This window comes from Helicobacter pylori, assembly GCF_001653455.1.
Classification (GTDB): Bacteria; Campylobacterota; Campylobacteria; order Campylobacterales; family Helicobacteraceae; genus Helicobacter; species Helicobacter pylori_A.
Genome location: NZ_CP011486.1, coordinates 999,520 through 1,024,209, shown reverse-complemented (window position 1 = coordinate 1,024,209; position 24,690 = coordinate 999,520). Strand labels below are relative to the sequence as shown.

Here is a 24,690-nt window from a genome sequence, read left to right as displayed (position 1 = left end):
AGCTCTTTGACTATTTAAAAAATGCTTTTGAGTTTTATTTTTTATCGCCAATGCTCCGTTAAAAAAAGCTATTAAGAATTGGAATTAAAACAATCATTTTTCCACCAACACAGGCTTATTTTTAAAGCTTTTAGCCGCATTTTCAAGCTGTTTTAGGGCTTCTTCTTTGATTTTGTAAGGGCCAATAAAATAATGCGTGAGGGAGTCTTTTTTCTCTATTTTATAAGGGAAATTTTTGAGCGTTTGCAAAAAATCCTTACTGGGCGCGTTCAAAAAAGCCCCCACTTGCAAGTAATACCCTTTAGGGATACTCGCATCTGTTAAGCTCGGTTTTGTCAAGTTTTTTTGACGCTCATTTTTAGGCGGTTCTTTTTTTGCGGATTGGGATTGATTGGTAGCAACCTCTTGCTTACGGGCTTTTTTGATCTTTCTTTTCACCTTTTTGCTCTCTATATAAAAATCATATAAATCATGGATTCTTTGCTTCACATAAGCTTCATAGCAATTTTTATAAATGGGGCTATGTTCAATAGAAGCTTTTGGGCTTACTAACATGACTAACGCTATGCATTCTTCATGGGCGACTTTGAGCCATTCTTCTTCGCTTTGCTCTAGGATTTCTTTAATTTTAGGGAACTCATACTGCGTGCTTTTTCCCATGTTGTCTAACATTTTAATAAGATCTTCATGGGCTTGATCAAGCTTTAATTGGATGGGGGGTAAATTTTTAGGCGTATTTTGAGGGCTTTTGGGCTGGGTAGTCGCTTCTTTATCCTCTAAACCAACAGCGTTTCCTAAAAAGAGAAAAACCAACAACAGCGTCATTTTTAATATATTCTTTTGCATTTATCATTCCCAAGTAAGGCTCTCTATTTTGTTATGGTAATCAAAAATACCCAACACCACCATAAGAATTGTTTAAAAATGGGGTTTTAGTTACCTTATTTTATGATAAAAGTCGTTACCTTAATAAAATAGGGGTATTTTGCGATAATCAAATAGCTTTGATATAATAACTTTTAAAAACCATGAAAGGCTTATTATGCAATCTCTAAGTTTGTTAAACCAGTTGGGCGCTAAAATTGATGAGTTGATTGAAAAAATCAAAAAACAAGAAGAAGAATTAAACGCTTTACGCCAAGCAAACACCACGCTAAATGCGCAAAATGAAGAAAAAGACATTCAAATCGCTATTTTATACGATGAATTGAGTGCTAAAGATAAGGGCATTCAAGGTCTTTATGACAAAATCTCTGATTTATTGTCATAAACCATTAAAAACATGTCTTTAGAAAACGATAGCTTAGAAATCACTTATTTAGGCAAACGCTATAAAATCTCTCTCAATAACACCTTTAGCGATGAGATGAAACGCACCCTAAAGGAGCGTTTCCACAACCAAGAATTAAACGCTTTAGAGCTTTTAAAGGATTATTTGCATGAAAGTTGCCAGAACGAGTATTTGCACAATGAACTCAAAAAGCTTTTAGAAAAAATCTCATCATGTTCTACTACTTAATCGCTCCCTTAAAAAATAAAACCCCCCCTTTAACCTATTTTTCTAACGAACAACACCCAAAAGGAGCGTTAGTCAATATTAATTTAAGGAATAAAACGCTTTTAGGCGTCGTTCTTGAAGAAGTTTCAAAACCCTCTTTTGAATGCCTAGAACTGGAAAAAACCCCTTATTTTTTACTCCCCTTTCAAATAGAGCTTGCTGAATTTATCGCTCAATATTACTCGGCTAGTCCCTCTTTAGTTTTAAGCCTTTTTACCCCCTTTAAAAAATGCGATATTGCAAAATTAGAAAAAATCAAGTCCGATCTTAGCGCGTTAAGCCAAACGCAAACCAACGCCTTAAACGCATTGCAAAAACATTCAATAAGCTTGCTCTTTGGCGATACGGGTAGCGGTAAAACCGAAATTTATATGCATTTAATCGCTCAAATGTTAGAGCAAAAAAAAAGCGCTTTATTATTGGTGCCAGAAATCGCCCTCACCCCTCAAATGCAACAACGCCTTAAAAAAGTCTTTAAAGAAAATCTAGGCTTATGGCATAGCAAACTCTCTCAAAATCAAAAAAAACAATTTTTAGAAAAGCTTTATTCACAAGAAATAAGGCTAGTGGTAGGCACACGAAGCGCGTTATTCTTGCCCCTTAAAGAGCTGGGCTTAGTTATTGTAGATGAAGAGCATGACTTTTCTTATAAATCCCAGCAAAGCCCCATGTATAACGCTAGGGATTTATGCTTGTATTTATCCCATAAATTCTCTATTCAAGTGGTTTTAGGCTCTGCTACGCCAAGCTTGAGTAGTTACAAGCGCTTTAAAAATAAGGCTTTAGTGCGCCTAAAGGGGCGCTACACCCCCACGCAAAAAAACATTATTTTTGAAAAAACTCCAAATTTTATCACGCCCAAACTCCTAGAAGCGCTAAAACAAGTTATAGACAAAAACGAGCAAGCCATTATTTTTGTGCCTACAAGGGCTAATTTCAAAACCTTGTTGTGTCAAAATTGTTACAAAAGCGTTCAATGCCCCTTTTGTAGCGTGAATATGAGTTTGCACTTAAAAACCAACAAACTCATGTGCCATTATTGCCATTATTCAAGCCCTATCCCTAAAATTTGCAGCGCGTGTCAAAGCGAAGTCTTAGTGGGTAAAAGGATAGGCACTATGCAAGTGTTAAAGGAATTAGAAAGCCTTTTAAAGGGGGCTAAAATAGCGATTTTAGACAAAGATCACACCAGCACGCCAAAAAAACTCCATAGTATTTTGAATGATTTCAACGCCCAAAAAACTAATATTTTAATCGGCACGCAAATGATAAGCAAAGGGCATGATTACGCTAAAGTGAGTTTGGCGGTTGTTTTAGGCATAGACAATATCATTAAATCCAATAGTTATAGGGCTTTAGAAGAAGGCGTATCGTTATTGCATCAAATCGCCGGAAGGAGTGCAAGACAAATTTCTGGCCAAGTGTTCATTCAAAGCACCGAAACAGATCTATTAAAAAATTTTTTAGAAGATTATGAAGATTTTTTACAATACGAATTGCAAGAACGATGCGAACTCTACCCGCCTTTTTCAAGGCTGTGTTTGTTGGAATTTAAGCATAAAAACGAAGAAAAAGCCCAACAATTAAGCCTAAAAGCCGCTCAAATCCTTTCTTTGTGCTTGGAAAAGGGCGTAACGCTCTCTAGCTTTAAAGCCCCCATTGAAAAAATCGCTTCCTCTTATCGCTACCTTATTTTATTGCGTTCTAAAAACCCTTTAAGCCTAGTCAAAAGCGTGCATGCGTTTTTAAAAGCCGCCCAAAATATCCCTTGCAGCGTGAATATGGATCCTGTGGATATTTTTTAAAAATTTCAGTTTTTCTATATTTTTAAAAAATAATCAGGTTTTCCTAGCGACTAACAGCGTGAAATTCACCCATTTAAACAGCGCTTCCACATGCTTAAACCCCACGCTTTCTAAAAGAGCGATATTTTCTTTCAAGCTATAAGGCACAAGCACATTTTCTAACGCTTCTCTTTTGAAAGCGATTTCATTGTGGCTATAACCTTGATTTTGTTTATAAAGGTAGTATAGCTCTATCATTTGCTTGTCTAATATCCTGTCTTCACTCATGATCTTTTCGCCCACCAATAAAACCCCATTCAACGCAAGGCTATTATAAATCTTTTTGAGCAGCACTTCTCTTTGCATAGGGCGGACAAATTGCAACACAAAAAGCAATGAAAACGCATTCGCTTCTTTAAAGTCAACCTCTAAAAAATCCATGCATTCAAAACGGGTATTTTTAAAATCTTTTAATTTTTCTTGCGCTTTTTTGAGCATGGGCATGGAATTGTCAATCCCTACAAGCTCAATATCTTGTTGGATTTGTTGGTTGAGTGCGATAAAAAAGTTTCCGGTAGAACAACCCAAATCATAGATCAAGGGTTTAGGATTGATGCTTTCTTTCAAATTTTGAGCGATAAAATACGCCCCTAAATTTAACATTTCATGGTAATAAGGGATAGAACGCTTTAGCATGTCATCAAAAACATGAGCGACTTTTTCATCAAAACAAAAGCGTTTGTTTAAGGCTTTGTTAAAAAGAGTGTCTTTCATCAACAAAAAGCGTGGTTTAAAAGCTTTAAACCACCCTATTAAAATAACGCTTAAGCCTTTTTATGCACCAATTCATTGATGTAGTAATCCACTGAGCCTAAGCCTTCTTTTTTCGCCCATTCATAGCATTGAGAGACAAAATGCCAATTAATATGCCCATAGAATTTTTCCAAATACACAGGGCGCGCGTTTTTATGGTCAATATAATAAGCATGCTCCCACACATCCACCACTAAAAGCGGCACTTTTTTATCCGTTACTGGGGTTTGAGCGTTGCTCGTTTGAATGATTTCAATTTTTTGAGTGTCTGAATTATACGCCGCCCAATTCCAACCAGAGCCAAACAAAGTGGTCGCGCTCTTAATAAATTCTTCTTTAAATTTCTCTAGTGAGCCAAAATCTTTTTCTAAAGCCCCTTTCAATTCATCGCTCAATGCAGTCGCTTTAGGGCTTAAGCAATCCCAATAAAAATCGTGGTTATAGATTTGAGCGGCGTTATTGAACACGCCTCCGCTAGACTTCGTCAAAATGGTGTATAGGCAACTTTCTTCAAACTCCGTGCCTTTGATTAAATTATTCAAATTATTCACATAAGTTTGGTGGTGTTTTCCATAGTGGAAATCAAACGCTACAGGGCTTAAAAAATCTCCCATGCTGTCTTTAGCAAAAGGTAATTCTCGTAATGTAAACATGTTTTCTCCTTGTGATTAGATAGCCGTATTGTAATCATTTTTTAATACTTTTTGGTAAATCTTTTCTTAAAAATGGATCGTTATGCAAATTTTGTGGATTTTATGGGGTTTTTAAAAAATTAAAACGATTTTTTTAACAAATCTTTCTTAAATTTTTTAATAGTTAATCTTAATAGACTATTATTCTAACGCAATATAGCAATTCAATGAGAAAGGATTTAACAATGCAAAAAGTTACTTTTAAAGAAGAAACATACCAATTAGAAGGGAAAACCCTAAAAGTGGGCGATAAAGCTCCTGATGTGAAATTAGTGAATGGCGATTTGCAAGAAGTCAATTTATTAAAACAAGGCGTGCGTTTTCAAGTCATTAGCGCGCTCCCTAGTTTAACCGGATCGGTTTGCTTGCTCCAAGCCAAACATTTCAACGAACAAGCCGGCAAACTGCCTTCTGTGAGTTTTAGCGTTATTTCTATGGACTTGCCTTTTTCTCAAGGACAAATTTGCGGCACTGAAGGCATTAAGGATCTAAGAATTTTAAGCGATTTTAGGTATAAGGCTTTTGGGGAAAATTACGGCGTGCTGTTGGGCAAAGGCTCTTTGCAAGGCTTACTCGCTCGATCCGTGTTTGTTTTGGACGCTCAAGGGGTACTCATCTATAAAGAAATCGTTCAAAACATTTTAGAAGAGCCCAATTATGAAGCGCTTTTAAAAGTGTTGAAATAAAAATCCCTAAAAGGAGGGGGCTATAATCTAATAAATCTCAACGCAAAAACTTCGTTTATTAAAATATTGGCAACAAAAATAAAAAGTTCTTGTGAAATCCGTTTGAAAAATTTCACGCTATTTTAAAAAAATATTAAAAAGAAAATATTAAAAAGGCTTTGTTTTGAACCAAACGCTAACATGAGATTATCGCTTGATCAAGCTTTTTAATGGGATAAGCCTTAAGCCCATGATAGGGGGCTTATTTTGATAAGTTAAAAAGTTTTAAAAGTCTTTTTTTAGGATTTCTTCCACCCTTAAAATGGTTACCAACCGATCGTTTTGCTTCCCAATGCCATAAGTTAGATTATTGTTATCGCTCAAAGTCTCTGGCACCGGATCAATATCCGTTTGTTTGATGCGAATGGCTTCAGTCAAGCGATCTATGAAAAACCCAGCGATCTGGTCGTTATGGCGCACCACTAGATAACGAGTGTCTTTATTTTGTTTTTCCGCTTTCAAGCCAAATTTCAAGCGCAAGCTAATCAAAGGGAAGACATTACCCCTTAAATTGAACACGCCAAGCACATAGTTGGGCGTCTCAGGGACTCGTGTGTAGCCGATGGGTTTGACGATCTCTAAAATATTCAAAATGGGAATGGCATACTCTTCATCGCCGATAATAAAGCCAATGAATTGCAAAATTTCTTCACTATCTTCTGGTTTAGAACCCGCATTGGCTTCTTTTTGTTTTTCAAATAAATCTTTTAATTGGTTACTCATGACTCACTTCCTTCTAATTTAATACTGCGCTTCACTACGGTAGCTAAATACTCACCGCTATAAGGTTTGGTGATGTATTCGGTCATGCCGGATTCAACGCCGCGCATCCTGTCGGTTTTAGTCACCCGACTAGTGACTGCAATCAAAGGCAAGTTTTTGAACTTATTGTATTTACGCACTTCAGAAGCGAAAGTGTAGCCGTCCATTTTAGGCATTTCAATATCCACTAAAATAGCGTCTGGGATTTTATCGCCATTTTTAAGCATTTCTAAGCCCTCCAACCCATTAGTGGCCTCTAAAAGCGTGATGCCTAATGGTTTTAAACATTTGCGGATAATCGCCCTATCTGTGCTGCTGTCATCAATCGCTAAAACAATATAATCGCTAGGAGAACTTTTGCTTTTCGTGTTTTCTGATTCATTCATCAAATTAGTGATATTGACCTTGATGCTTTTTGCCATATCCATCATCGCTCCCACATCCACAATGAGAGTGATTTTCCCATCGCCTCTCACCGTAGCCCCAGCAATGCCTCTAGTGTTTTTAAGGTAATAGCCTAAAGATTTGATGACCACTTCTTCTTGACCGATCAAATAATCCACGATCACGCCAATTTTTTGATCAGCCAAGCCAATGATGACCACATACACATCAGAGTTGGATTCTAAAATAGCATCCACTTTAAAAATATCAGAAAGGCGCACCAAAGAAAGCACCTCATCTCTCAAACGCAACACGCTCTTGCCATCAACGGTGTAAATTTCATCATGGCTGATGCGCACGGTTTCTAAAACCGAAGAAAGCGGGATAGCGTAATATTCTTCTTGAACGCCCACGAGTAAAGCTTGAATGATGGCCAGAGTGAGAGGGATTTTAAGCTTTTGAGTCGTGCCTACCCCCACTTCTGAATCAATTTCAATGATCCCGTTAAGCTTTTCAATATTGGTTTTCACCACATCCATGCCCACGCCTCTGCCTGAGACATTAGAAACGGTTTTTGCGGTAGAAAAACCTGGCTTGAAAATAAGGTTAAACGCTTCCCTATCGCTCATGCTTTCAGCGTCTCTTTCGCTAATCACCCCTTTTTCAACGGCTTTTTCTTTAAGCATTGCAGGATCTAAGCCCTTACCATCATCAGAGATTTTAATCACAATGTGGTTACCCTCATTATACGCGCTCAATTGCACTTTACCGGTTTCAGGTTTGTTAAGCCTTTTTCTTTCTTCCAACGGCTCAATCCCATGATCGCATGAGTTGCGGATAATGTGGATGAGCGGATCGCCAATTTCTTCCACAATGGATTTGTCTAGTTCGGTTTCTTCGCCTTCAATGATCAATTCAATGCTCTTGCCTAACTCTCGGCTCAAATCCCTTACCATGCGAGGGAATTTGTTAAACACCTTGCCCACCGGTTGCATTCGGGTTTTCATCACCGCAAGCTGCAAGTCTGTCGTTACCGCTGAAATAGAAGAAACCACCTGGTTTAATTCCTCTAAAAATTTCTCCCCATCATAGCGTTCTTCCACATCGCTATAAATCCTAATCAAGCGGTTTTTGCCTAAAACAAGCTCACCGATTAAATTCATCAAGTGATCCAAGCGGCGTACATCCACCCTAACGGTTTGCTCCACGCCAATAGAGGGGGCTTTATTTTCTTCGCTATCGGTTTTGGCTTTGGCTTTAGTTTCTGTTTTTGGGGCTTTGGGAGTTTCTGTTTTTTGGGGTTCTTTTGTGGGTGCAACTTCTGGTTTAGCTTCTTGTTTTTTTTGGGCTCTTCGTTCTTTATCGGCCTCTTGGCGCTTGTTCAGCAATCGTTCAATTTCGGCTTCCACTTCTTCAGCGCTCATGTTAGTATAATCCAAATCCGGCTCATCGGCCAGCGGATTATCGCTTGCTAGGTTTTGTGCAGTAGGGGCTTTATTTTCTTTGGTTTCTTCTTTAGCTTCTTGTTTAATTTCTTGCTTATTTTCTTGTTGGGGAGTTTCTTTAGCCCCTGAAGTTTCTTGAACGCCCTCTAAATTCTGGCTCGTAATGGCTTGAAGTTGTTTGACCGCTTCTTCAATTTCATTTTCTTTGCCGTTATTAGTATCAGAGCCGGTATCTCTAATCGTTACGAGCAAGGTCTTCATCAAATCAATGGAGCGCAACACGACATCCATAATATCAGGCGTGATCTTGATTTCGCCTTTTCTGGCGCGATTTAAGACATCTTCCATGTTGTGCGTGAGGTGCGTGAGAATGTTAAGATTCAAAAACGAGCTAGAGCCTTTAATGGTGTGAGCGACTCTAAAAATGCGATTGAGCAAGTCTAAATCTTCAGGATTATGCTCTAATTCCACCAGATCCTGATCCAACTGCTCGTTCATTTCAAAGGCTTCAATCAAGAAGTCTTCCATTATTTCTTGCAAATCATCCATTTAAACCCCTTTTTAGCGTTTGAGATAAGAGTATTTTACAATTTTATCAATAAAAATTACGCATTCTTGTCTAAAATCTTAGAAATTTCTTCGGTGAATTTTTCTGCGTCAAACTTGACTAAATACGCCACAGCCCCCATTTCTTTAGCCCTTTCAGCGCTATAATTATCGCAAATAGAAGAATTAAAAATCACCGGGATATAAGCAAACCTTGGGTCTTTTTGGAGCTTGAATAAGAAATGATAGCCATCCATTTTAGGCATTTCAACATCTGAAATAATGAATTTCAAATGCTTCCTCAAATCGTCCCCGTATTTTTTGAATAGCATTTCTAATTTGTTCAGTCCGTCTTCCCCATCCACAGCTTCCGTGATGCTAAAACCCAATTTGCTCAAATGGTTTTTTAAGGTTTTTCTTGCGGTCTTGCTATCGTCTAAAAACAACACTTCGCCCTCAAAACGCTCTTTAGGGGTGTCTTCCTTAGCGCTTTTAGCGTCTTCATTAAGCTTTAAATCGTCTAAAATGCTTTCTAAATCCAAAATGAGCAGGGTTTTGTCGTTTTCAATGCGCGTGGTGCCGGTGATATTTTCTTTATGGATATTATTGGATGCGCTAAAGGACGCAGGCTCCACATCTTTCCAACTAATGCGCCTGATACGCCTAGCGGAATGGACTAAAAAGCCCATTTTAACGTTGTTAAATTCAGTGATGATGACGATTCTTTCATTTTCCTTGCTTTTATCCGGGACAATCCCTATCCATTTGGCCAAGTCTATAAGCGGAATGATCGTGGAGCGCAAATCAAACACGCCGATGATGTAGTCCAAATTTGTGGGGTATTCAAAAAGGGTAGGCATGGGGATGATTTCTTGGACTTTAGCTACATTAATGCCATAAATCCCCTCATAAGGGACACTCTCTTGCATGCCATAAATACGAAAATCCACGAGTTCTATTTCGCTTAACTTTAAAGCGTTAGCCATTTTTTCTGCCATGATTTAGGCGTCCTTATTGTGAGATGATTCTAAAATGTTTGATGATACCTTAAAAAGGCTTTGTTCGTAATAAAAAGAGGGGAGTGGGCAATAAATGGGTGCATTCAAGGGGGTTTTTATAGCGCTTTTGAGATGGAAATGCCCCTCTATAATGCCGTCAATGCCATCAATCCCTTTAAGGTTTTTAATATAGTTTTGATAGGCTTTTAAGCGCTTTTCAATAAAGGCTTTTAATTCTTTTGATTCTAATTCCCAAAGGCGGACGGGTTTTTGATAGATGAGTTTTTTAAAAAGGGGGTATAAGGTTTTAAAACTCATTAGATTTAAAAAAGTTAGAAAAAATCTCGCCCAAGTGGAAGTGAGTTGCGTGATGTAAAATTCATACGCTCTAGTGGTGAATAAATCCCCATGTGCTAGTAAAAAGCGTTTGTTATGGTATTGGAATAATGCGGGCTGGTTGTGGCGCTCAAAAATGACCACTTTAGGGCTGAGGACAAAACGCATGGAAAAATCATGGTTGCCTTCAAAGTAAAAAACTTGCACAATTTCGCTTAAAGCGTTGATGAGATCAACGATGGTTTGTTGCTCTTCATCTAAAGGCAAATAGCCCACAAGGACATGGAAAATATCGCCCATGAAAAAAACTTGTGGGGGTTTAATGCATAAAAGTTCTTTAAGCGTATTGATTAAATAGGGGCTTTTAGGTAAAAAATGCGCATCAGAGATAAAAACAGCCCCATTCTCAAGCGTAAAAGTTTCTAGCATCTCACTCTTTAAACAAAAAAGAGCCAATCCTTAAAAGATTCGCCCCGCAAGCAATCGCTAATTCAAAATCATAACTCATGCCCATTGAAAGGATGCTCGCATTTTTTAGTTGATCAAAAAGTTTTTTCGTGGTAATAAAGGATTTTTCAATTTTTGTTTCATCATCGGTGTGTGCTCCTATACACATAAGCCCTTTAAGTTGGATGCGTTTGCAAGTTTCACTGATTTGAGAATAAATTTCTAGCGTTTCTTCAGGTTTCACCCCACTTTTACTTTTTTCATACGCGCTATTAACCTGTAAAAGAGCGTTTAAATTGACGCCCAAAGTTTCGCAACGCTTTTCTATTTTTAAAGCGAGTTCTAAAGAGTCTAAAGAATGCAAAAGGGCGGGTTTTAAACTTAAAAGCGTATTGATCTTATTTTCTTGCAAAGAGCCTACCATGTGCCATTCAAGGGGTAAATGCTCTAAAGAGTGCATTTTAGTTTTTAAATCTTGAACTTTATTTTCTCCAAAAGCCCTTTGAGAGCAGTTGTAGTAATGCTGGATGGCTTCTAGGGAAGCGTTTTTTGAGATAGCCACGATTTTTACAATATGGTGTCTTGAATAGGCGATGCGCGCTTTTTCTATTTTTGCAATGAGGGAATCAATTTTTTGGCGATAATCTATCATAGTTATTCTTTATAGCTCTTCTTCATAGATCTTCTTTGTGGGTGCTAAAAGAATGCGTGAGATGGAATTTTTGATTCAACTTTTCAAAATCTTTTAAAAACCCTTTCTTTCTTAAATTCTCTATGACTTCCATGGAGCAATTCGTTTCTGCGGGCCATTCTCTAAAATGTTTGTCCATGACGCCCTTATTGGTAGCGTCTATAAAAAAGCAATGTTTAGAGGTGAGAATATCGCGCTGCGCGTCAATATTATTGACAACGCGCCACAATAGCATGTAGGGGTTGTTCAAATCGTTGCTGGTATGCTCTACAAACACCACAATGCGTAAATACTCTTCAAAACCCAACAAATTTTTCGCCGATTCAATGATGCTTTTATCTTTCTTTTCCACGCTAATCACACAAATAGGGTTACGAGTGTGTGGGTAGTATTGCTTCAAAAGAATGATATTTTGCATTTTATCTTGTAAAAGCGCTAATAGGGCGTTATCGTCTAAAAGCGTGGGGTAGGGGGTATTGCTTTTAGAGGTCGCATCAATACCGAGTTTCCCCCCCATAGCGTATTCAGGGCTTGCATGATCTAATGCGTCGCACACGCCTTGAGAAATGAGCGCGCTTTCTTTAGAAAAATTTTCTAATATATATTCAATGATAGCGTTAGTGTCCCTCAAACTAGGAGCGTCTTCATTGACAAAAATCGCATGTTTGACAAAACTCATTTGCCCCACACCCCAAAAAGCATGCATGACTTGCTTGGCATGAGCGTTGTAGCGCGTGTGTATTTGGGCTAAAATCAAATTGTGAAACACCCCATTTTCTGGCATGCAATAGTCTATAAGATTGGGGGCGTTGGTTTTTAGCAAGGGCAAGAATAAGCGTTCAGTCAAATACCCCATGTATTTGTCTTCTAAAGGGGGTTTACCCACCACAGTGGCTAAATAAATGGAATCTTTTTTGTAGCTAATGGTTTTGACTTCCAAAACAGGGTAAGGCTCAATGGGGGTATAATAGCCAGTATGATCCCCAAAAGGCCCTTCAAGCTCTAGCTTTTCGCAATCCACAAACCCCTCTATCACAATATCGCAATCTTTTGGCACGCTCAAAGGGTTACTCAAGCAAGGCATCACTTGCACTTTTTTCCCTCTTATAAACCCATAAAGCATGAGCTCATAAATCCCATAAGGTAGGGGGGCAGTAGCGCACCATGTATAGAGCAAGTCCCCACCAATCGCAATGCTTACAGGCATTTTGACTTTAGCTTTAGCGTATTCGTGGAAAAAAAGTTGGGAGTCTTTATGGATTTGCCAGTGCAAGCCTAAATGGTTTTTATCATAAACTTGCAAACGATACATGCCTAAATTCTTTTTTTTATGATCCAGGCTTTGGGTATAGACTTGCCCCATAGTGATGAAAGCCCCGCCATCTTTTTCCCAAGTTTTTAAAACGGGTAGATCCCATAGATTAACCTCTTCGTTTTGCTTAATGATGAGGTTTTTAGGGCGAGCGGTTTTTTTAGGGAAAATGTGTCTTAAAGCCCATAAATCCTTTAAGACTTTCAAACTTTCAGCGAAATTTTTAGGAGCGTTAAAGTGCAAGAAAGTTTGCATGCGTTGTTGCAAAACCTCTATGGGGGTTTTTAATAAAAGATCTAAGCGTTTGAATGAGCCAAAAGCGTTCATTAAAACAGGCATGTCAAAGGTTTTGACTTGATTATTCTCTTTTCTTATGGGGCGCGTGAATAAGAGGGCTTTGCCTCCATTAGGTTTTTTCGCTTCTATATAGGCTAAATGAGCGATTTCTAAATCCACTTCAAGGGGAGCGTCAATGATTTCTAATTCACCATGCTCTTTTAAAAGCTTTACAAAATCTCGCATGTTTAAATAACCACATAATGGACGCTTAAACACGCAGGAATGCTTTTAAGCTCTTCTAAAACTTCCAAAGAAACCTCTTCATCTACAATAATGAGCGCTAGGGCTTCTTTTTGCGTGTTGCGCCCCAAACGAAAATCTGCGATATTAATGCCATGCCTAGCAAAAACATTCCCCACGCTCCCGATAACGCCTGGAATATCCGTATTCCTGAATAAAAGCATTTTGCCCTTTGGCTCTATATCGATATGAAACCCATCAATCTCAGTGAGTTTTAAAATATCTTCTTCAAACACCGTGCCGCTCACGCTGATTGCACCATTAGTTGCATTTAGGGTTAAAGAGAGCATGTTTTTATAAGGCAAAGCGCTTTCTTTAAGGCTAACCTTGATTTCAATGCCCCTTTCTTTAGCCACAAAGGGGGCGTTAATGTAATTGATTTTATCCCCTACAACGGGTTTTAACACCCCCACTAGCATGAAAGCGACAAGAGCGTCTTTAAATTGGTTGATCTCCCCGCAAAGACTAAACTCAATTTTTTGGCACACGCCCTTATGGATTTGACTGGAAAAATAACCCAATTTTTGCGCTAAATTCAAGTAGGCTTTGGTGCTGGCATCAAAAGCTTGCATGGGTAAATTTAGGGCATGCGGGTGGCTTGAACCTCTTAAAGACTCCATAACCCCTTGAGCGGCTTGTTTGGAAATTTCTTCTTGGGACTCTAAGGTGTTTGCGCCAATATGGGGGGTCGCATAAACATTAGGCAAGTCTAAAAGCTTGTTATGAATGCCTGGCTCTTTAGAAAAAACATCAATGCCAAGCCAACGCACTTTTTTGGTTTCTAAAGCTTCATAAAGGGCGTCTTCATTATAAAGCCCTCCTCTAGCGCAATTGATCAAAATAACCCCTTTTTTCATGCGTTCAATCTCTTTAGCGCCTATCATGTTAATGGTTTCTTTATTTTTAGGGGTGTGGATAGTGATCATGTCGCATTGCAAAATATCTTCAAAATTTTTGGTGTAAATGACCCCTAAATCAGTGGCTTTTGAAGAAGGGATATAAGGGTCATAGGCTAGAACTTCCATTTCAAAAGCTTTTGCCCTAATGCCCACCCTAGAGCCAATATTCCCAAAACCAATAATGCCTAGCTTTTTATTTTTCAATTCCGTGCCATACCAATCTTCTCTCTTCCATAGTCTTTGGTGTTTGATCTGATCGTTCGCACAAGGAAACGATCGCACTGCATTGATCAAATGCGCCATGGTCAATTCCACAGCAGCGATCGTGTTAGCGGTAGGGATATTCATCACTACAATGCCTTTTTGAGAGCAACTTTCTAAATCAATATTATCCACTCCCACACCTGCTCTTACAATGGATTTTAAATGGGTTAGGGGCTTTAAAAAATCGCTTGTGATAGGGGTCATGCTGCGAGTGATGAGCGCATCCATAGGAATGAGTTTTTCTAAAAGCTCATTTTTGGGGCATTTGGAATAATCATGCAAGATAATATCTTTTTGAGCTTCTAAAATTTGGATGCCTTTGGCATGAATGGGGTCGCAAATGGCTACTTGATACATTTTTATCCTTTGAATTTAAAAAACAGCATGATAGCGTATTTTATAGTAGTCTAAATCAGCTAAAAAGCGTTCTTTTTTATTTTCATCTAAATAGATGATGAGATTAGATTGGTTGTTGGTGTTGTCATAAGCGTAATCAATTTGTTCTTTTTTGAGGATTTCTTTCAAGCACAAGAATTGATAACCCTTTAAATCTTTAATGATAAGCTTTGAATATTCCCTTTTTTTCTCTTCAAAAGCAACTTCAAAATGATGCTCTATGACAGGGTAATTGATGGAATCTTGTGCATCAAGGTTTTGAGAAAGGGTGTTGTTATGGGTTTCTTCGTTAGGGGGGTTGTTAGCGCTTTCATTAGGGTTATTAGGGCTTTCTTCTAGGTTAATGTCATGGCTTTTTTCTGTTTGAGATGGGTTTTGATGGGTAAAAGAGACAGCAGGGATTTCTTTTTTAACGCTCAAAAACAAATAGGCTAAAACGCCAAGAGCGACAGCTAAAGAGATAAAAGCAACAACACTCTTAAATCTCATGCCATTCTCGTGTTTTTAAATCAAACTTTTAGAGTTTTTCTTTAAGAATATCCCCTAAAGTCATTTTGTCATCGCTCGTGTTAAAGGCTTGCAATTCTTCTTTTTCTTTTTTACGCTCTAGCCTATGCACGGAAGCGCGCACTTTGTTGTTGGACTTTTCAATTGCAACAACCACGCAAGTGATTTCTTGCCCCATTTTAATTTCATCTTTTTTTAAGGGGTTTAAATCTTCATTTTTGATCAACACATCAATGCCATCAGCATGGATAAAGACGCCAAAATCCTTGATGCTCACCACTTTACCTTGGATCACGCTGTCTATCTTATGCTTTTGAGCGAATTCTTCTGTAGGGGAAGCAACCAAGTGTTTCGCACTCAAAGAAATCTTTTTATCTTTTTTGTTGATTTTAAGGATTTTCACTTTGATCGCATCGCCAATTTTATAGTGGTCTTTGCATTTTTTATCTTTATCCCAAAAAGCGTCGTGGTTGTGGAGCAAACCATCCACCCCACCCAGATTTAAAAACGCCCCAAAATCCGTTAGAGTCGCTACCTTGCCCTCTATAACATCGCCCACTTGGTATTTAGTCTCAAAAACATCAAAGGGTCTGTTGGTGAGTTGTTTTAAAGAAACTCTCAAGCGGCGGTTTTTAGGATCAATATCAATGATTTTGACATCAATCTCTTGCCCCACTTTCAAGTAGTTGCTAGGGTGGCTGACATTCTTATCCCAAGAGATTTCAGAAACATGCAAAAAGCCTTCAATATCATTCCCAATATCCACAAACACCCCATAATTTTCAATATTGCTCACCACGACCTTAATGGCGTATCCGGGTTTTAATTTGTCTTGAATCTCTTCCCATGGGTCTTCTATGGTCGCTTTTATGGAGAGTGAAAGACGCCTTTTTTCCTCATCATAAGCGATAGCTTTGACATAGACTTCATCGCCCTCTTTGTAGTATTTCTCAGGATTGACCGGACCCTTATGGCTGATTTCAGAATAATGGACTAAGCCCTCAATCCCTTTAACTTCTACAAAAATACCAAATGGGGTGATCTGGCGCACAACCCCTAACACCGGCTCTGTAGCTTCTAATAACTCTTTAGAAATCTCAAGCTGTCGTTTGTCATTGACTTCAAAGAATCGTTTGCGAGAAATATTGATAGAGTGGTTTTCTTTATCCACACGAATGATGCATGCTTTAATGCGTTTGCCGATGTGGTTTGCGTCATTCTTTAAAGAAGAGTGCGAGCGGGAGAGAAAATACTCCACGCCTTGGGACTCCACGATATAACCCCCTTTATTCTTGCCTACAATCTTGCCCTCAATAATGGCGTTTTCGTAATTTTCGCCTAATTCTTCAATTTTGGCTTGAACTTTTTGTTGGGAGATGGCCTTTTTATAAGAAACGCTAGGGCGTTCGCCTTTTTCAGAGACATGCACCTTAATAAAATCATTTTTGTGATACAACAACTGCCCTTTTTCATCTTTGATTTCGCTCAAAGCCAAACGGCCTTCTGTCTTACCGCCCACGCTCACCATGGCATAACCCTCATCTTCATTGATGGAAACGATTAACCCTTCTTTGATAGTGCCTTTTTCTAGGGCTTCTTCTTCTTTTTCTAAAAGTTTTGCGAAGTCTTCCTCCTCGTCATTAAAGTTCTGATGATCTGTTACCTTACTCATTGACTGCCTTACTATAAAATAAATATAAAATCCTTAAGGGCATTGTATCCTTTTTTAGCTTACAAAATCGTTTAAAAACTAATAATAAGCGGTTTTTTTAAAGAAAATTTTCAAAATGTGTTAAATCGTGCTAATTTTTTGCTTGACATTTTCTATAATCCAATCCGGCGTGGAAGCCCCAGCGGTAATCCCGCACAATTTTTTATCCTTAAACCACGCTATTTCCAATTCGTTTTCATCTTCCACTAGGTAGCTGTCCTTGCAATGCTGTTTGGCGATGCTTAAGAGCTGTTTGGTGTTTGAAGAAGTTTTACCGCCTACGACTATCATAATATCCACTTCCTTACTCAAATCCAAAGCGGCTTTTTGGTTGTAGGAGGTGGCGTTGCAAATCGTGTTAAAAATACGCACTTCAGTGCATCTTTCAATCAAATAAGAAGCGATCTGCAAGAGTTTGGGGGTTTGTTTGGTGGTTTGAGAGACTAGCGCCACTTTTCGTTGGAGCTTTTTTTCTTGCAATTCTTCTAAAGAATTGATCACTAAAGCCTGGTTAGTCGCATAGCTGATCACGCCCTTGACTTCAGGGTGGTTAATGTCCCCAAAAAGCACGATTTGATACCCTTCTTTACTCATGGATTCTACGATTTGTTGGGGTTTGATCACATACGGGCAAGTCGCATCAGTGATTTTGACCCCCTTATTTTTCAAATATTCTAAATCTTGTTTGGGAATGCCATGGGTTCTTATGATCACGCTCTTGTCTTTAGGGATTTTTTTGGGATCTTCTTCAATTTTCACATTGAAGTTTTTTTCCAAACGATTGATTTCTTTAGCGTTATGGATGAGCGATCCAAAAATCAAGCTGTTTTGATTTTTTTCAGCGATTTGTATCGCTCTTTTGACGCCAAAACAAAAACCATAATCCTTAGCCATTTTAATTTCCATGAAAACTCCCTTTTTTGAATAGGTTAAGTAAATGTTTGAATTGCGGAAAAGAAATGTTTGCGCATTCTAAATTATCAATTTCTAAAGGCAACATTAAAGTTAAAATAGCAAAACTCATGGCGATCCTGTGGTCATTAAAGCTTTTGATAATAGGGGGTTTTTTTTGAGAAAAGCGTTGTTTTAACTGGCTTATATCTTCTAAACCCTCTATATAGAACCCGTCTTCAAACTCTTCGCATTCAATTTCTAAAGCTTTCAAGTTAGAAATAAGCGCTTTGATCCTATCGCTTTCTTTAGATCGTAAATCTTTAGCGTTTTTAACCATGCTTTGACCTTTTGCAAAAAGCATAGCGATACCTAAAGCAGGGATTTCATCAATAAGGCTGGCGATATTTTGATCAATAGTGATCGCTTTTAAAGGGGCATGTTCTATATAAATATCGCCTGTAATTTCTAAATCTTTGGATTGGATAACATACTCTATATGAGCGCCCATTTTTTTTAAAACTTCAAAAGCTTCTATGCGAGTGGGGTTGAGCAGGACATTTTTTAAAAGAAGGCGGCTTTTTGGCACAATAGTGCAAGCGAGAGCGAAAAAAAACGCGCTAGACGGGTCATTGGCTATCGTAAAATCAAAAGCTTCTAGGGGTTTTTCTAGGGGCGAAATTTTTAAAATGCCGTCTTGATCTTTAATATTAGCCCCCAAACTTTTAAGCATGATTTCTGTGTGGTTACGGCTAAGCTCGCTTTCTTTATAGGTGCTTATACCTTGAGCTTGTAAGGCGCTTAAAATAAAAGCGCTTTTGACTTGGGCTGAAGCGATAGGGCTTTCATAGTTGCAAGCTTTTAAAGGGCTCCCTAAGATCGCTAAAGGGGCGAAATGGTTATCCTCTCTCCCTAAAATCTTTGCCCCAAAAGCCTTTAAAGGCTCAATGATTCTTTTCATGGGGCGTGCGTTTAAGGAATTGTCCCCGCTTAAAACAAAAAGCCCTTTTTGAGCGCTTAAAAGCCCGCTGTATAAACGCATGCTGGTGCCAGAATTGTTGCAATTTAAAATCTTGTTAGGCTCTTTTAAAGCCGGTGGGGGCGTGATTTTAAAAGAATTTTTGGCGGTATTTTCCACTCTAGCCCCTAAATTTTGAGCGATTTCTAAAGAACTTAAGCAATCTTCTCCCATTAAAAAATTCCGCACAACACAAGGCTTTTTAGCGAGCAGGCTAAAAATGACGGCTCTGTGCGAGAGCGATTTGTCGCTAGCGTTAATATCAAGTTCTATCAAATGCTATCCTTTATCTTATCCTTATTATCCTTTGAGGCGGGCGTTAAAATTTTTTTCTAAAATTTCTAGCGCTCTTTGCACGGCCAAATTGACTTCTTCATCATTTAGGGTTTTTTCTAAAGAATGGATCACGCAACGCACGCTTAAAGCTATGGCGTTATTGTTTTCTTTAAAAATATCAAGGGGTAAAATTTCGCTTAAATTAAGGATTTGAGCGTCTTTTAGAGCTTTTTTAATCTCGCTAAAAGCGGTATTCTCATCAATGATTAAAGTTAAATCCCTAACACTGCTAGGGTAAATGCTAAAGGGCTTTAATAACATGGTAGGGCGCTTGAGTTTAGAAGCGTCTATTTCAGCATAATAGCTTTCAAACAGATCCATTTCTTGGATCACTTTAGGGTGGATTTTGGCGATTACGCCTATAATTTCATTATTTTGAATGATTTTAGCGCTCTGGTAAGGGTGGTTAATGGGGGTTTTGGTGTCTAGTTTTTCCAAGCTAAAATCCCCTATAATTTTTGAAACGCATTCGGCAAAAGAGTAAAAATCCCACGCCTTGCCTTTAGCGTAAGGGTAGCTTTCTTTAGTTTGCAAGCCACTCGCTAAAAAGCCTAATTTTTGGATTTCGTCTCTTTTAGAGTTATACACGCTTCCTTTTTCATACAAAGCTATGCTTTTAAACCCTAAATTTTTATTCCTTAAGCTTGCGTCTAAAAGCCCGCAAACAAGGCTTGTTCTAAGGGTGTTGAGATCCGTTGTGATAGGGTTTTGCAATTCTAGGGGATCTTCTAAAACTTCAAAGCCCAGTTTTTGTTGTTTTTCTTTAGAATAGAACACATAATGGACTACTTCTTTAAATCCGCAAGCGAGAGCCTTGTGTTTAAGGTTTTCAAAAAAGCGGTGCGTTTCGTAATGGGGGTTTGAATTTTTACTGCTGACACAATGAAGGGGTTTAGAAATCAAATGATCAATCCCTAAAAAGCGTAAGATTTCTTCAGCAATATCTTGGATCGTTTTAATATCATGCCTGAAGTTGGGCGTTATAACTTCTATATTTGACCCTTTGATGGTAACTTCAAAGCCTAAATTTTTTAAAATGTTTTGAATTTTTTCTGCCTCTACAACAAGCCCTAAAATTTCGGTAATATCTTCAACTGTGAATGTGAGGGCGTGGTTTTTTAAAGGGTGCTGGGTTTGTTTGCTTTCTAAAATAGCAGCTTTTAAACGGACGCTTAAAAAATTCAAGCCGTCTAATAAATTAGGGTTGCTCCCCCTAGCGCTTCTATAAACAAGGGCGTTGTCTTTTTGGAGCGTTTTGTCTTTTAGGGCGTGCAATTTTAAAGACAAGCTGATAGGATCGGTATAACTCGCTTCTAAAAGCAAATACTCGCTTAAATGGTTTTGATTTTGATGCTTGATAGCGATAGTGGAGAGTTTTTGTTGGTTAATATACACGCTTTCAAGGTGATTTTCATCGTTTTTGACGCTTAAATCAATAGGGGTATTTAGGCTATAAGCGTTCAAATGATAAGCGTTCATTATCACCCCACTAAAATGCATGCCAAATTCTATGAAATTGTTTAGATCGTTCTCGCTTAAGGCGTTATTGTGAGCGAGTGAAAGCTTGATGCTTAAAGGGGTTTTTAAAGAATGGTTGCAAATCAAATAATAAGCCAAATGCGACTGGATATTTTTATCAATATCAAGCGCAATTGAATCGCTTTTTGGCGTAAAATTTAAAGCTTTAATCGGTTTTAGGGGCGTGTTGTAAAATGCACTAATTTCTCTAGCAACGCCTAAAACGCTCAAACAATCCCCACGATTGGGGGTCAATGAAATTTCTAAAACATGCGTGTTAAAAAGGGTGTATTCATTCAATTCTTTCCCTAAAACTAACTCCCCAACGCTCTCATCTAATTCCAAAATACCATCATTGATTTTAGGAAAGCCTAATTCAGTGCTAGAACAAATCATCCCATAGCTTTCAACCCCCCTAAGCTCAGTTTTAGCGATTGTTGTTGAGCCTATTATCGCCCCTTTCAAAGCGACCGGCACGAATTGATCTTTTACAACATTTTTAGCCCCGCACACGATTTGCAACACTTCCTTACCAATATCCACTTGACACACGCTGAGTTTTTCGGCGTTTTTATGGGGGGCTTTTTCTAAAACCTTGCCCACAACCACATTTTTAGGAGCGGCACAAAAAACACAACTTTCCACTTCTAAACCCAAGCAACTCAAATTTTCACAGAGTTTGGCTATATCTTTAGGCGTATTGACAAAAACATTCAAATCATTAACGCTTAACTTCATTAAAAACCCTCCAACACTCTCAAATCCGTTTCAAAGAAACTGCGCAAATCATTGATTTGACAAGTCAGCATGGCTAACCTTTCAATCCCCATGCCAAAGGCAAACCCGCTCACGCCTTTATACCCTATGGCTTCAAACACCGCATTATTGACCATGCCACAGCCTAACACTTCCAGCCAGCCTGTATGCGAGCAAACCCTACAGCCTTCTTGCTTGCAAAACACGCAACTAATATCCACTTCAGCGCTAGGCTCTGTGAAAGGGAAAAAGCTAGAGCGCCACCTTAATTTCACGCCGCCAAAGAAATAATGCAAAAAGTCTTCTATCACGCCCTTTAAATGCGTGAAATGGATATTCCCTTTTTGATCCACGACAAGCCCTTCAATTTGATGGAACATGGGCGTGTGGGTCAAATCATAATCGCGCCTAAAGGTTTCGCCCAAACAAATCATTTTAATGGGGGGGGTTTGTTCTTGCATGGTGTGGATTTGCACAGGCGAAGTGTGAGTCCTTAAAAGTTTGTGATCTTTAAAGTAGAAAGTGTCTTGCATATCTCTTGCTGGATGGTAAGGGGGCAAGTTTAAAGCGCTGAAATTATGGAAATCATCTTCCACTAAAGAGCCGATTTCAAGCTTGTATCCTAAAGGGGTAAAAAATTCAATGATTTTATTTTTAGTGTAGTTTAAAGGGTGAGAAGAGCTTGTTTTAATAGCGTTAAACAAACTCACATCAATTTTTTCTTTTTTCAAGCGTTCTTCTAATTCAAGCTCTACAATGGCCTTTTTTTTCAATTCAAAGGCTTTTTCAAACGCTTGTTTATAATGGTGGATTTCTTTAGCAAAGGCGTTTTTTTCTTCGCCGATTAGATTTTTGAGCTGGTTGAATTTATCCGCAAAAACCCCTTTTTTACCCAAAGCGTTCAAGCGCATTTCTTCTAATTCTTTGCTATTAGTAACCTTTTTTAATCGCTCTATTAAGGTGTGCAATCCCTATCCTTATATTTTATTTTAAAAAGCTATAATACAACTTTAATAAAAGAAAAACCTTAAAAGGGAGCAAAAAGAGCATGAATGTGTTTGAAAAGATAATTAAGGGCGAAATCCCTTGTTCTAAAATTTTAGAAAACGAGCATTTTTTGTCCTTTTATGACATCAACCCTAAAGCCAAAGTGCATGCATTAGTGATCCCTAAAAAAAGCATTCAAGATTTTAATGGCATCACTCCAGAGCTTATGGCGCAAATGACGAGTTTTATTTTTGAAGTGGTGGAAAAATTGGGCATCAAAGAGAATGGTTACAAGCTTTTAACGAATGTGGGTAAAAACGCAGGGCAAGAGGTGATGCATTTGCATTTTCATATCTTAAGCGGAGATAAACATTAAAAGCGTTGGTGGTATTTCGTGCAAGCGTTTTTAAATAGGAGTTTCGCTCCCTTACTCAACCCTAACGAAAGCCCTTTAGAGCAGGTTAAATCCAGTATTATTTTAAAAAAAGGGGTGTCTTATTTTGACTGGGGGGCTTCAGGTTTAGCGAGTGCTTTAGTGGAAAAGCGCGTGAAATCTTTACTGCCTTATTATGCGAACGCTCATTCTATCGCTTCTAAACATGCGATTTTAATGGGCATGCTTTTAAAGGAATGTCAAGAAAAGTTAAAACGCTCTTTAAATTTAAGCGAAAATCATTGCGTTTTGAGTGCAGGGTATGGGGCGAGTTCAGCGATTAAGAAGTTTCAAGAAATTTTAGGGGTGTGCATCCCTTCAAAAACGAAGAAAAATTTAGAGCCGTATTTGAAAGATATGGCTTTGAAGCGTGTGATTGTAGGGCCTTATGAGCATCATTCTAATGAAATTAGCTGGCGTGAGGGTTTGTGTGAGGTGGTGCGTATCCCTTTAAATGAGCATGGCTTATTGGATTTAGAAATTTTAGAGCAGCATTTAAAAAAATCTCCTGATAGTTTGGTTTCTATAAGCGCGGCTTCTAATGTAACGGGGCTTCTTACGCCCTTAAAAGAAGTTTCATCATTGTGCAAGAAATATCAGGCCACTTTGGCTTTGGATTTAGCGAATTTTAGCGCGCATGCTAACCCTAAAGATTGCGAATACCAAACCGGTTTTTATGCCCCCCATAAGCTTTTAGGGGGTGTTGGAGGGTGCGGTCTTTTGGGGATTTCTAAAGATTTGATTGACACTCAAATCGCCCCAAGTTTTAGTGCAGGGGGCGTGATTAAATACGCTAACCACACAAGGCATGAATTTATTGATGAATTGCCTTTGAGGGAAGAGTTTGGCACGCCAGGGTTGTTGCAATTTTATAGGAGCGCTTTGGCGTATCAATTGAGAGATGAATGCGGTTTGGATTTTATCCATAAGAAAGAAAACAACCTTTTAAGAGTGCTTATGCATGGCTTAAAAGATTTGCCCGCCATTAATATTTATGGGAATTTAACAGCACATCGTGTGGGGGTGGTGGCTTTTAATATTGGAGGGATTTCGCCTTATGATTTAGCGAGAGTCTTAAGCTATGAATACGCTATTGAAACTCGGGCAGGTTGCTCTTGTGCGGGGCCTTATGGGCATGATTTATTGAATCTTAACGCTCAAAAGTCAAGCGATTTTAACGCTAAACCCGGATGGCTTAGAGTGAGCTTGCACTTCACGCATTCCATAAATGATATTGATTATTTGCTAGACAGCTTGAAAAAAGCGGTTAAAAAATTGCGTTAAGCTAAAACTATTTTTAAGGAAAAATTTGGATATTTTAGATTTAAACAAAGCGCAAGCGGCACAACAAAATAAGCAAGAGATAGAAATTAAAGAAAAAGAGTCTCAAGAGCCGGTGGTTTTAGAAGATTTGAGCGCTTTAGCGTGGCTTGAATTAGAGGAGTTTAGCCATCTTTCAGGGCTTCCTAAAGAAAGGATCTTAGAGCTAGTGAATATTGGCAAAATTAAAAGCAAAATCAGCAACAACAAGCTTTTGATTGATGCGAGCAGCGGGACAAACGCTTTGATTAAAAAAGTGGAAAACAATTTGATTTCTATGGACATGAACGGGCGTTCTTTAGAGCCTGTGTTTGTAGAAAAGACCATTAACACGATTTTAAATTTGCATGATAAAGTCATTAGCGCTAAAGATGAAACGATTTCAGCCTTTAAAAATGAAAACATGTTTTTAAAAGACGCTCTAATCTCTATGCAAGAAGTCTATGAAGAAGATAAAAAGACTATTGATGTCATGCGAGATGAACTCAATAAAGCCAGGGAAGAAATTGAATTTATGAAAAGGAAATACCGCTTGATGTGGGGGAAAGTCGCTGACATGAGCAGCGTGAATAAAAAGTAGTA

General features: G+C 38.4%; 23 protein-coding genes. 7 read left to right on the top strand and 16 right to left on the bottom strand.

Annotation, left to right across the window (positions count from 1 at the left end; translation table 11 throughout):
- Positions 1–93: 93 nt before the first annotated feature.
- Positions 94–846 (bottom strand): SPOR domain-containing protein, encoded by a 753-nt coding sequence (locus AA977_RS04805; RefSeq protein WP_064434787.1) that lies wholly within the window; start codon positions 844–846, stop codon positions 94–96.
- A gap of 196 nt (positions 847–1,042) precedes the next feature.
- Here AA977_RS04805 and AA977_RS04800 point away from each other — a divergent pair, with 196 nt between their 5' ends.
- Genes AA977_RS04800 through AA977_RS04790 form a run of 3 tightly spaced genes read left to right on the top strand, consistent with a single transcriptional unit; the run spans position 1,043 to position 3,363 of the window.
- Positions 1,043–1,270, top strand: coding sequence for a cell division protein ZapB (locus tag AA977_RS04800; RefSeq protein ID WP_001191188.1), 228 nt, complete (start codon positions 1,043–1,045; stop codon positions 1,268–1,270).
- Between the two features lie 12 nt (positions 1,271–1,282).
- A complete protein-coding gene (locus AA977_RS04795; protein ID WP_064434786.1) occupies positions 1,283–1,519 on the top strand; it encodes a hypothetical protein in 237 nt (78 codons plus the stop codon).
- Positions 1,504–3,363, top strand: a complete 1,860-nt coding sequence (locus AA977_RS04790) for a primosomal protein N' (protein ID WP_064434785.1) — start codon at positions 1,504–1,506, stop codon at positions 3,361–3,363. Before AA977_RS04795 ends, AA977_RS04790 begins: the two co-directional genes overlap by 16 nt.
- Before the next feature lie 33 nt (positions 3,364–3,396).
- Here AA977_RS04790 and cmoA read toward each other — a convergent pair whose 3' ends face one another.
- A complete protein-coding gene (cmoA, locus tag AA977_RS04785) occupies positions 3,397–4,116 on the bottom strand; it encodes a carboxy-S-adenosyl-L-methionine synthase CmoA (RefSeq protein ID WP_064434784.1) in 720 nt (239 codons plus the stop codon).
- 50 nt (positions 4,117–4,166) lie between these two features.
- Positions 4,167–4,808, bottom strand: coding sequence for a superoxide dismutase [Fe] (gene sodB / locus AA977_RS04780; RefSeq protein WP_064434783.1), 642 nt, complete (start codon positions 4,806–4,808; stop codon positions 4,167–4,169).
- Between the two features lie 224 nt (positions 4,809–5,032).
- On the opposite strand from sodB, the gene tpx reads away from it, so the two are divergent.
- Positions 5,033–5,533, top strand: coding sequence for a thiol peroxidase (gene tpx / locus AA977_RS04775; protein WP_020972654.1), 501 nt, complete (start codon positions 5,033–5,035; stop codon positions 5,531–5,533).
- Positions 5,534–5,797: 264 nt separating this feature from the next.
- Here tpx and cheW read toward each other — a convergent pair whose 3' ends face one another.
- The 13 genes from cheW to pheS all read right to left on the bottom strand — a co-directional run bounded on the left by cheW (position 5,798) and on the right by pheS (position 22,336).
- Positions 5,798–6,295, bottom strand: coding sequence for a chemotaxis protein CheW (gene cheW / locus AA977_RS04770; RefSeq protein ID WP_020972653.1), 498 nt, complete (start codon positions 6,293–6,295; stop codon positions 5,798–5,800).
- The gene (cheAY2, locus tag AA977_RS04765; RefSeq protein ID WP_064434782.1) at positions 6,292–8,712 is read right to left on the bottom strand and encodes a chemotaxis histidine kinase/response regulator CheAY2; all 2,421 of its coding nucleotides are present in this window, start codon (positions 8,710–8,712) and stop codon (positions 6,292–6,294) included. The genes cheW and cheAY2 overlap by 4 nt, the downstream gene beginning before the upstream one ends.
- 56 nt (positions 8,713–8,768) lie before the next feature.
- Positions 8,769–9,707 (bottom strand): chemotaxis protein CheV3, encoded by a 939-nt coding sequence (cheV3, locus tag AA977_RS04760; RefSeq protein WP_064434781.1) that lies wholly within the window; start codon positions 9,705–9,707, stop codon positions 8,769–8,771.
- A 3-nt stretch (positions 9,708–9,710) separates the two neighbouring features.
- Positions 9,711–10,472, bottom strand: coding sequence for a UDP-2,3-diacylglucosamine diphosphatase (locus AA977_RS04755; protein ID WP_064434780.1), 762 nt, complete (start codon positions 10,470–10,472; stop codon positions 9,711–9,713).
- Position 10,473: 1 nt separating this feature from the next.
- Positions 10,474–11,142 (bottom strand): YggS family pyridoxal phosphate-dependent enzyme, encoded by a 669-nt coding sequence (locus AA977_RS04750; RefSeq protein ID WP_033619903.1) that lies wholly within the window; start codon positions 11,140–11,142, stop codon positions 10,474–10,476.
- Between the two features lie 22 nt (positions 11,143–11,164).
- On the bottom strand, positions 11,165–13,015 hold the full coding sequence (locus AA977_RS04745; protein ID WP_064434779.1) for a menaquinone biosynthesis decarboxylase: 1,851 nt from the start codon (positions 13,013–13,015) through the stop codon (positions 11,165–11,167).
- 2 nt (positions 13,016–13,017) lie between these two features.
- Positions 13,018–14,592, bottom strand: a complete 1,575-nt coding sequence (gene serA, locus AA977_RS04740) for a phosphoglycerate dehydrogenase (protein ID WP_064434778.1) — start codon at positions 14,590–14,592, stop codon at positions 13,018–13,020.
- A 15-nt stretch (positions 14,593–14,607) separates the two neighbouring features.
- The gene (locus AA977_RS04735) at positions 14,608–15,120 is read right to left on the bottom strand and encodes a hypothetical protein (RefSeq protein WP_064434777.1); all 513 of its coding nucleotides are present in this window, start codon (positions 15,118–15,120) and stop codon (positions 14,608–14,610) included.
- Positions 15,121–15,148: 28 nt separating this feature from the next.
- Positions 15,149–16,810, bottom strand: a complete 1,662-nt coding sequence (locus AA977_RS04730; RefSeq protein WP_064434776.1) for a 30S ribosomal protein S1 — start codon at positions 16,808–16,810, stop codon at positions 15,149–15,151.
- A 120-nt stretch (positions 16,811–16,930) separates the two neighbouring features.
- Positions 16,931–17,755, bottom strand: coding sequence for a 4-hydroxy-3-methylbut-2-enyl diphosphate reductase (locus AA977_RS04725; RefSeq protein ID WP_064434775.1), 825 nt, complete (start codon positions 17,753–17,755; stop codon positions 16,931–16,933).
- A complete protein-coding gene (aroA, locus tag AA977_RS04720) occupies positions 17,745–19,034 on the bottom strand; it encodes a 3-phosphoshikimate 1-carboxyvinyltransferase (RefSeq protein WP_064434774.1) in 1,290 nt (429 codons plus the stop codon). The genes AA977_RS04725 and aroA overlap by 11 nt, the downstream gene beginning before the upstream one ends.
- A 24-nt stretch (positions 19,035–19,058) precedes the next feature.
- Positions 19,059–21,350 carry a phenylalanine--tRNA ligase subunit beta gene (gene pheT, locus AA977_RS04715; RefSeq protein WP_064434773.1) on the bottom strand — a complete coding sequence of 764 codons (2,292 nt, stop codon included), beginning with the start codon at positions 21,348–21,350 and terminating at the stop codon, positions 19,059–19,061.
- Positions 21,350–22,336: a phenylalanine--tRNA ligase subunit alpha gene (gene pheS / locus AA977_RS04710; RefSeq protein ID WP_064434772.1), complete on the bottom strand. Its 987-nt coding sequence runs from the start codon at positions 22,334–22,336 to the stop codon at positions 21,350–21,352. The genes pheT and pheS overlap by 1 nt, the downstream gene beginning before the upstream one ends.
- Before the next feature lie 80 nt (positions 22,337–22,416).
- Here pheS and AA977_RS04705 point away from each other — a divergent pair, with 80 nt between their 5' ends.
- From AA977_RS04705 to AA977_RS04695, 3 genes are read left to right on the top strand one after another with little or no spacing between them, the layout of a single operon-like run.
- On the top strand, positions 22,417–22,731 hold the full coding sequence (locus tag AA977_RS04705; protein ID WP_001100330.1) for a histidine triad nucleotide-binding protein: 315 nt from the start codon (positions 22,417–22,419) through the stop codon (positions 22,729–22,731).
- An 18-nt stretch (positions 22,732–22,749) separates the two neighbouring features.
- Entirely contained in the window at positions 22,750–24,072 is a 1,323-nt protein-coding gene (locus AA977_RS04700; protein ID WP_064434771.1) for an aminotransferase class V-fold PLP-dependent enzyme, read from the top strand.
- Between the two features lie 25 nt (positions 24,073–24,097).
- Positions 24,098–24,688 carry a DUF3972 domain-containing protein gene (locus AA977_RS04695; RefSeq protein ID WP_064434770.1) on the top strand — a complete coding sequence of 197 codons (591 nt, stop codon included), beginning with the start codon at positions 24,098–24,100 and terminating at the stop codon, positions 24,686–24,688.
- Positions 24,689–24,690 lie beyond the last annotated feature (2 nt).

Excerpts from the sequence above, each read along its gene's own strand:
- AA977_RS04805 (WP_064434787.1), bottom strand. The coding sequence starts at position 846 with ATGCAAAAGAATATATTAAAAATGACGCTGTTGTTGGTTTTTCTCTTT.
- AA977_RS04800 (WP_001191188.1), top strand. The coding sequence starts at position 1,043 with ATGCAATCTCTAAGTTTGTTAAACCAGTTGGGCGCTAAAATTGATGAG.
- AA977_RS04795 (WP_064434786.1), top strand. The coding sequence starts at position 1,283 with ATGTCTTTAGAAAACGATAGCTTAGAAATCACTTATTTAGGCAAACGC.
- AA977_RS04790 (WP_064434785.1), top strand. The coding sequence starts at position 1,504 with ATGTTCTACTACTTAATCGCTCCCTTAAAAAATAAAACCCCCCCTTTA.
- cmoA (WP_064434784.1), bottom strand. The coding sequence starts at position 4,116 with ATGAAAGACACTCTTTTTAACAAAGCCTTAAACAAACGCTTTTGTTTT.
- sodB (WP_064434783.1), bottom strand. The coding sequence starts at position 4,808 with ATGTTTACATTACGAGAATTACCTTTTGCTAAAGACAGCATGGGAGAT.
- tpx (WP_020972654.1), top strand. The coding sequence starts at position 5,033 with ATGCAAAAAGTTACTTTTAAAGAAGAAACATACCAATTAGAAGGGAAA.
- cheW (WP_020972653.1), bottom strand. The coding sequence starts at position 6,295 with ATGAGTAACCAATTAAAAGATTTATTTGAAAAACAAAAAGAAGCCAAT.
- cheAY2 (WP_064434782.1), bottom strand. The coding sequence starts at position 8,712 with ATGGATGATTTGCAAGAAATAATGGAAGACTTCTTGATTGAAGCCTTT.
- cheV3 (WP_064434781.1), bottom strand. The coding sequence starts at position 9,707 with ATGGCAGAAAAAATGGCTAACGCTTTAAAGTTAAGCGAAATAGAACTC.
- AA977_RS04755 (WP_064434780.1), bottom strand. The coding sequence starts at position 10,472 with ATGCTAGAAACTTTTACGCTTGAGAATGGGGCTGTTTTTATCTCTGAT.
- AA977_RS04750 (WP_033619903.1), bottom strand. The coding sequence starts at position 11,142 with ATGATAGATTATCGCCAAAAAATTGATTCCCTCATTGCAAAAATAGAA.
- AA977_RS04745 (WP_064434779.1), bottom strand. The coding sequence starts at position 13,015 with ATGCGAGATTTTGTAAAGCTTTTAAAAGAGCATGGTGAATTAGAAATC.
- serA (WP_064434778.1), bottom strand. The coding sequence starts at position 14,592 with ATGTATCAAGTAGCCATTTGCGACCCCATTCATGCCAAAGGCATCCAA.
- AA977_RS04735 (WP_064434777.1), bottom strand. The coding sequence starts at position 15,120 with ATGAGATTTAAGAGTGTTGTTGCTTTTATCTCTTTAGCTGTCGCTCTT.
- AA977_RS04730 (WP_064434776.1), bottom strand. The coding sequence starts at position 16,810 with ATGAGTAAGGTAACAGATCATCAGAACTTTAATGACGAGGAGGAAGAC.
- AA977_RS04725 (WP_064434775.1), bottom strand. The coding sequence starts at position 17,755 with ATGGAAATTAAAATGGCTAAGGATTATGGTTTTTGTTTTGGCGTCAAA.
- pheT (WP_064434773.1), bottom strand. The coding sequence starts at position 21,350 with ATGAAGTTAAGCGTTAATGATTTGAATGTTTTTGTCAATACGCCTAAA.
- AA977_RS04705 (WP_001100330.1), top strand. The coding sequence starts at position 22,417 with ATGAATGTGTTTGAAAAGATAATTAAGGGCGAAATCCCTTGTTCTAAA.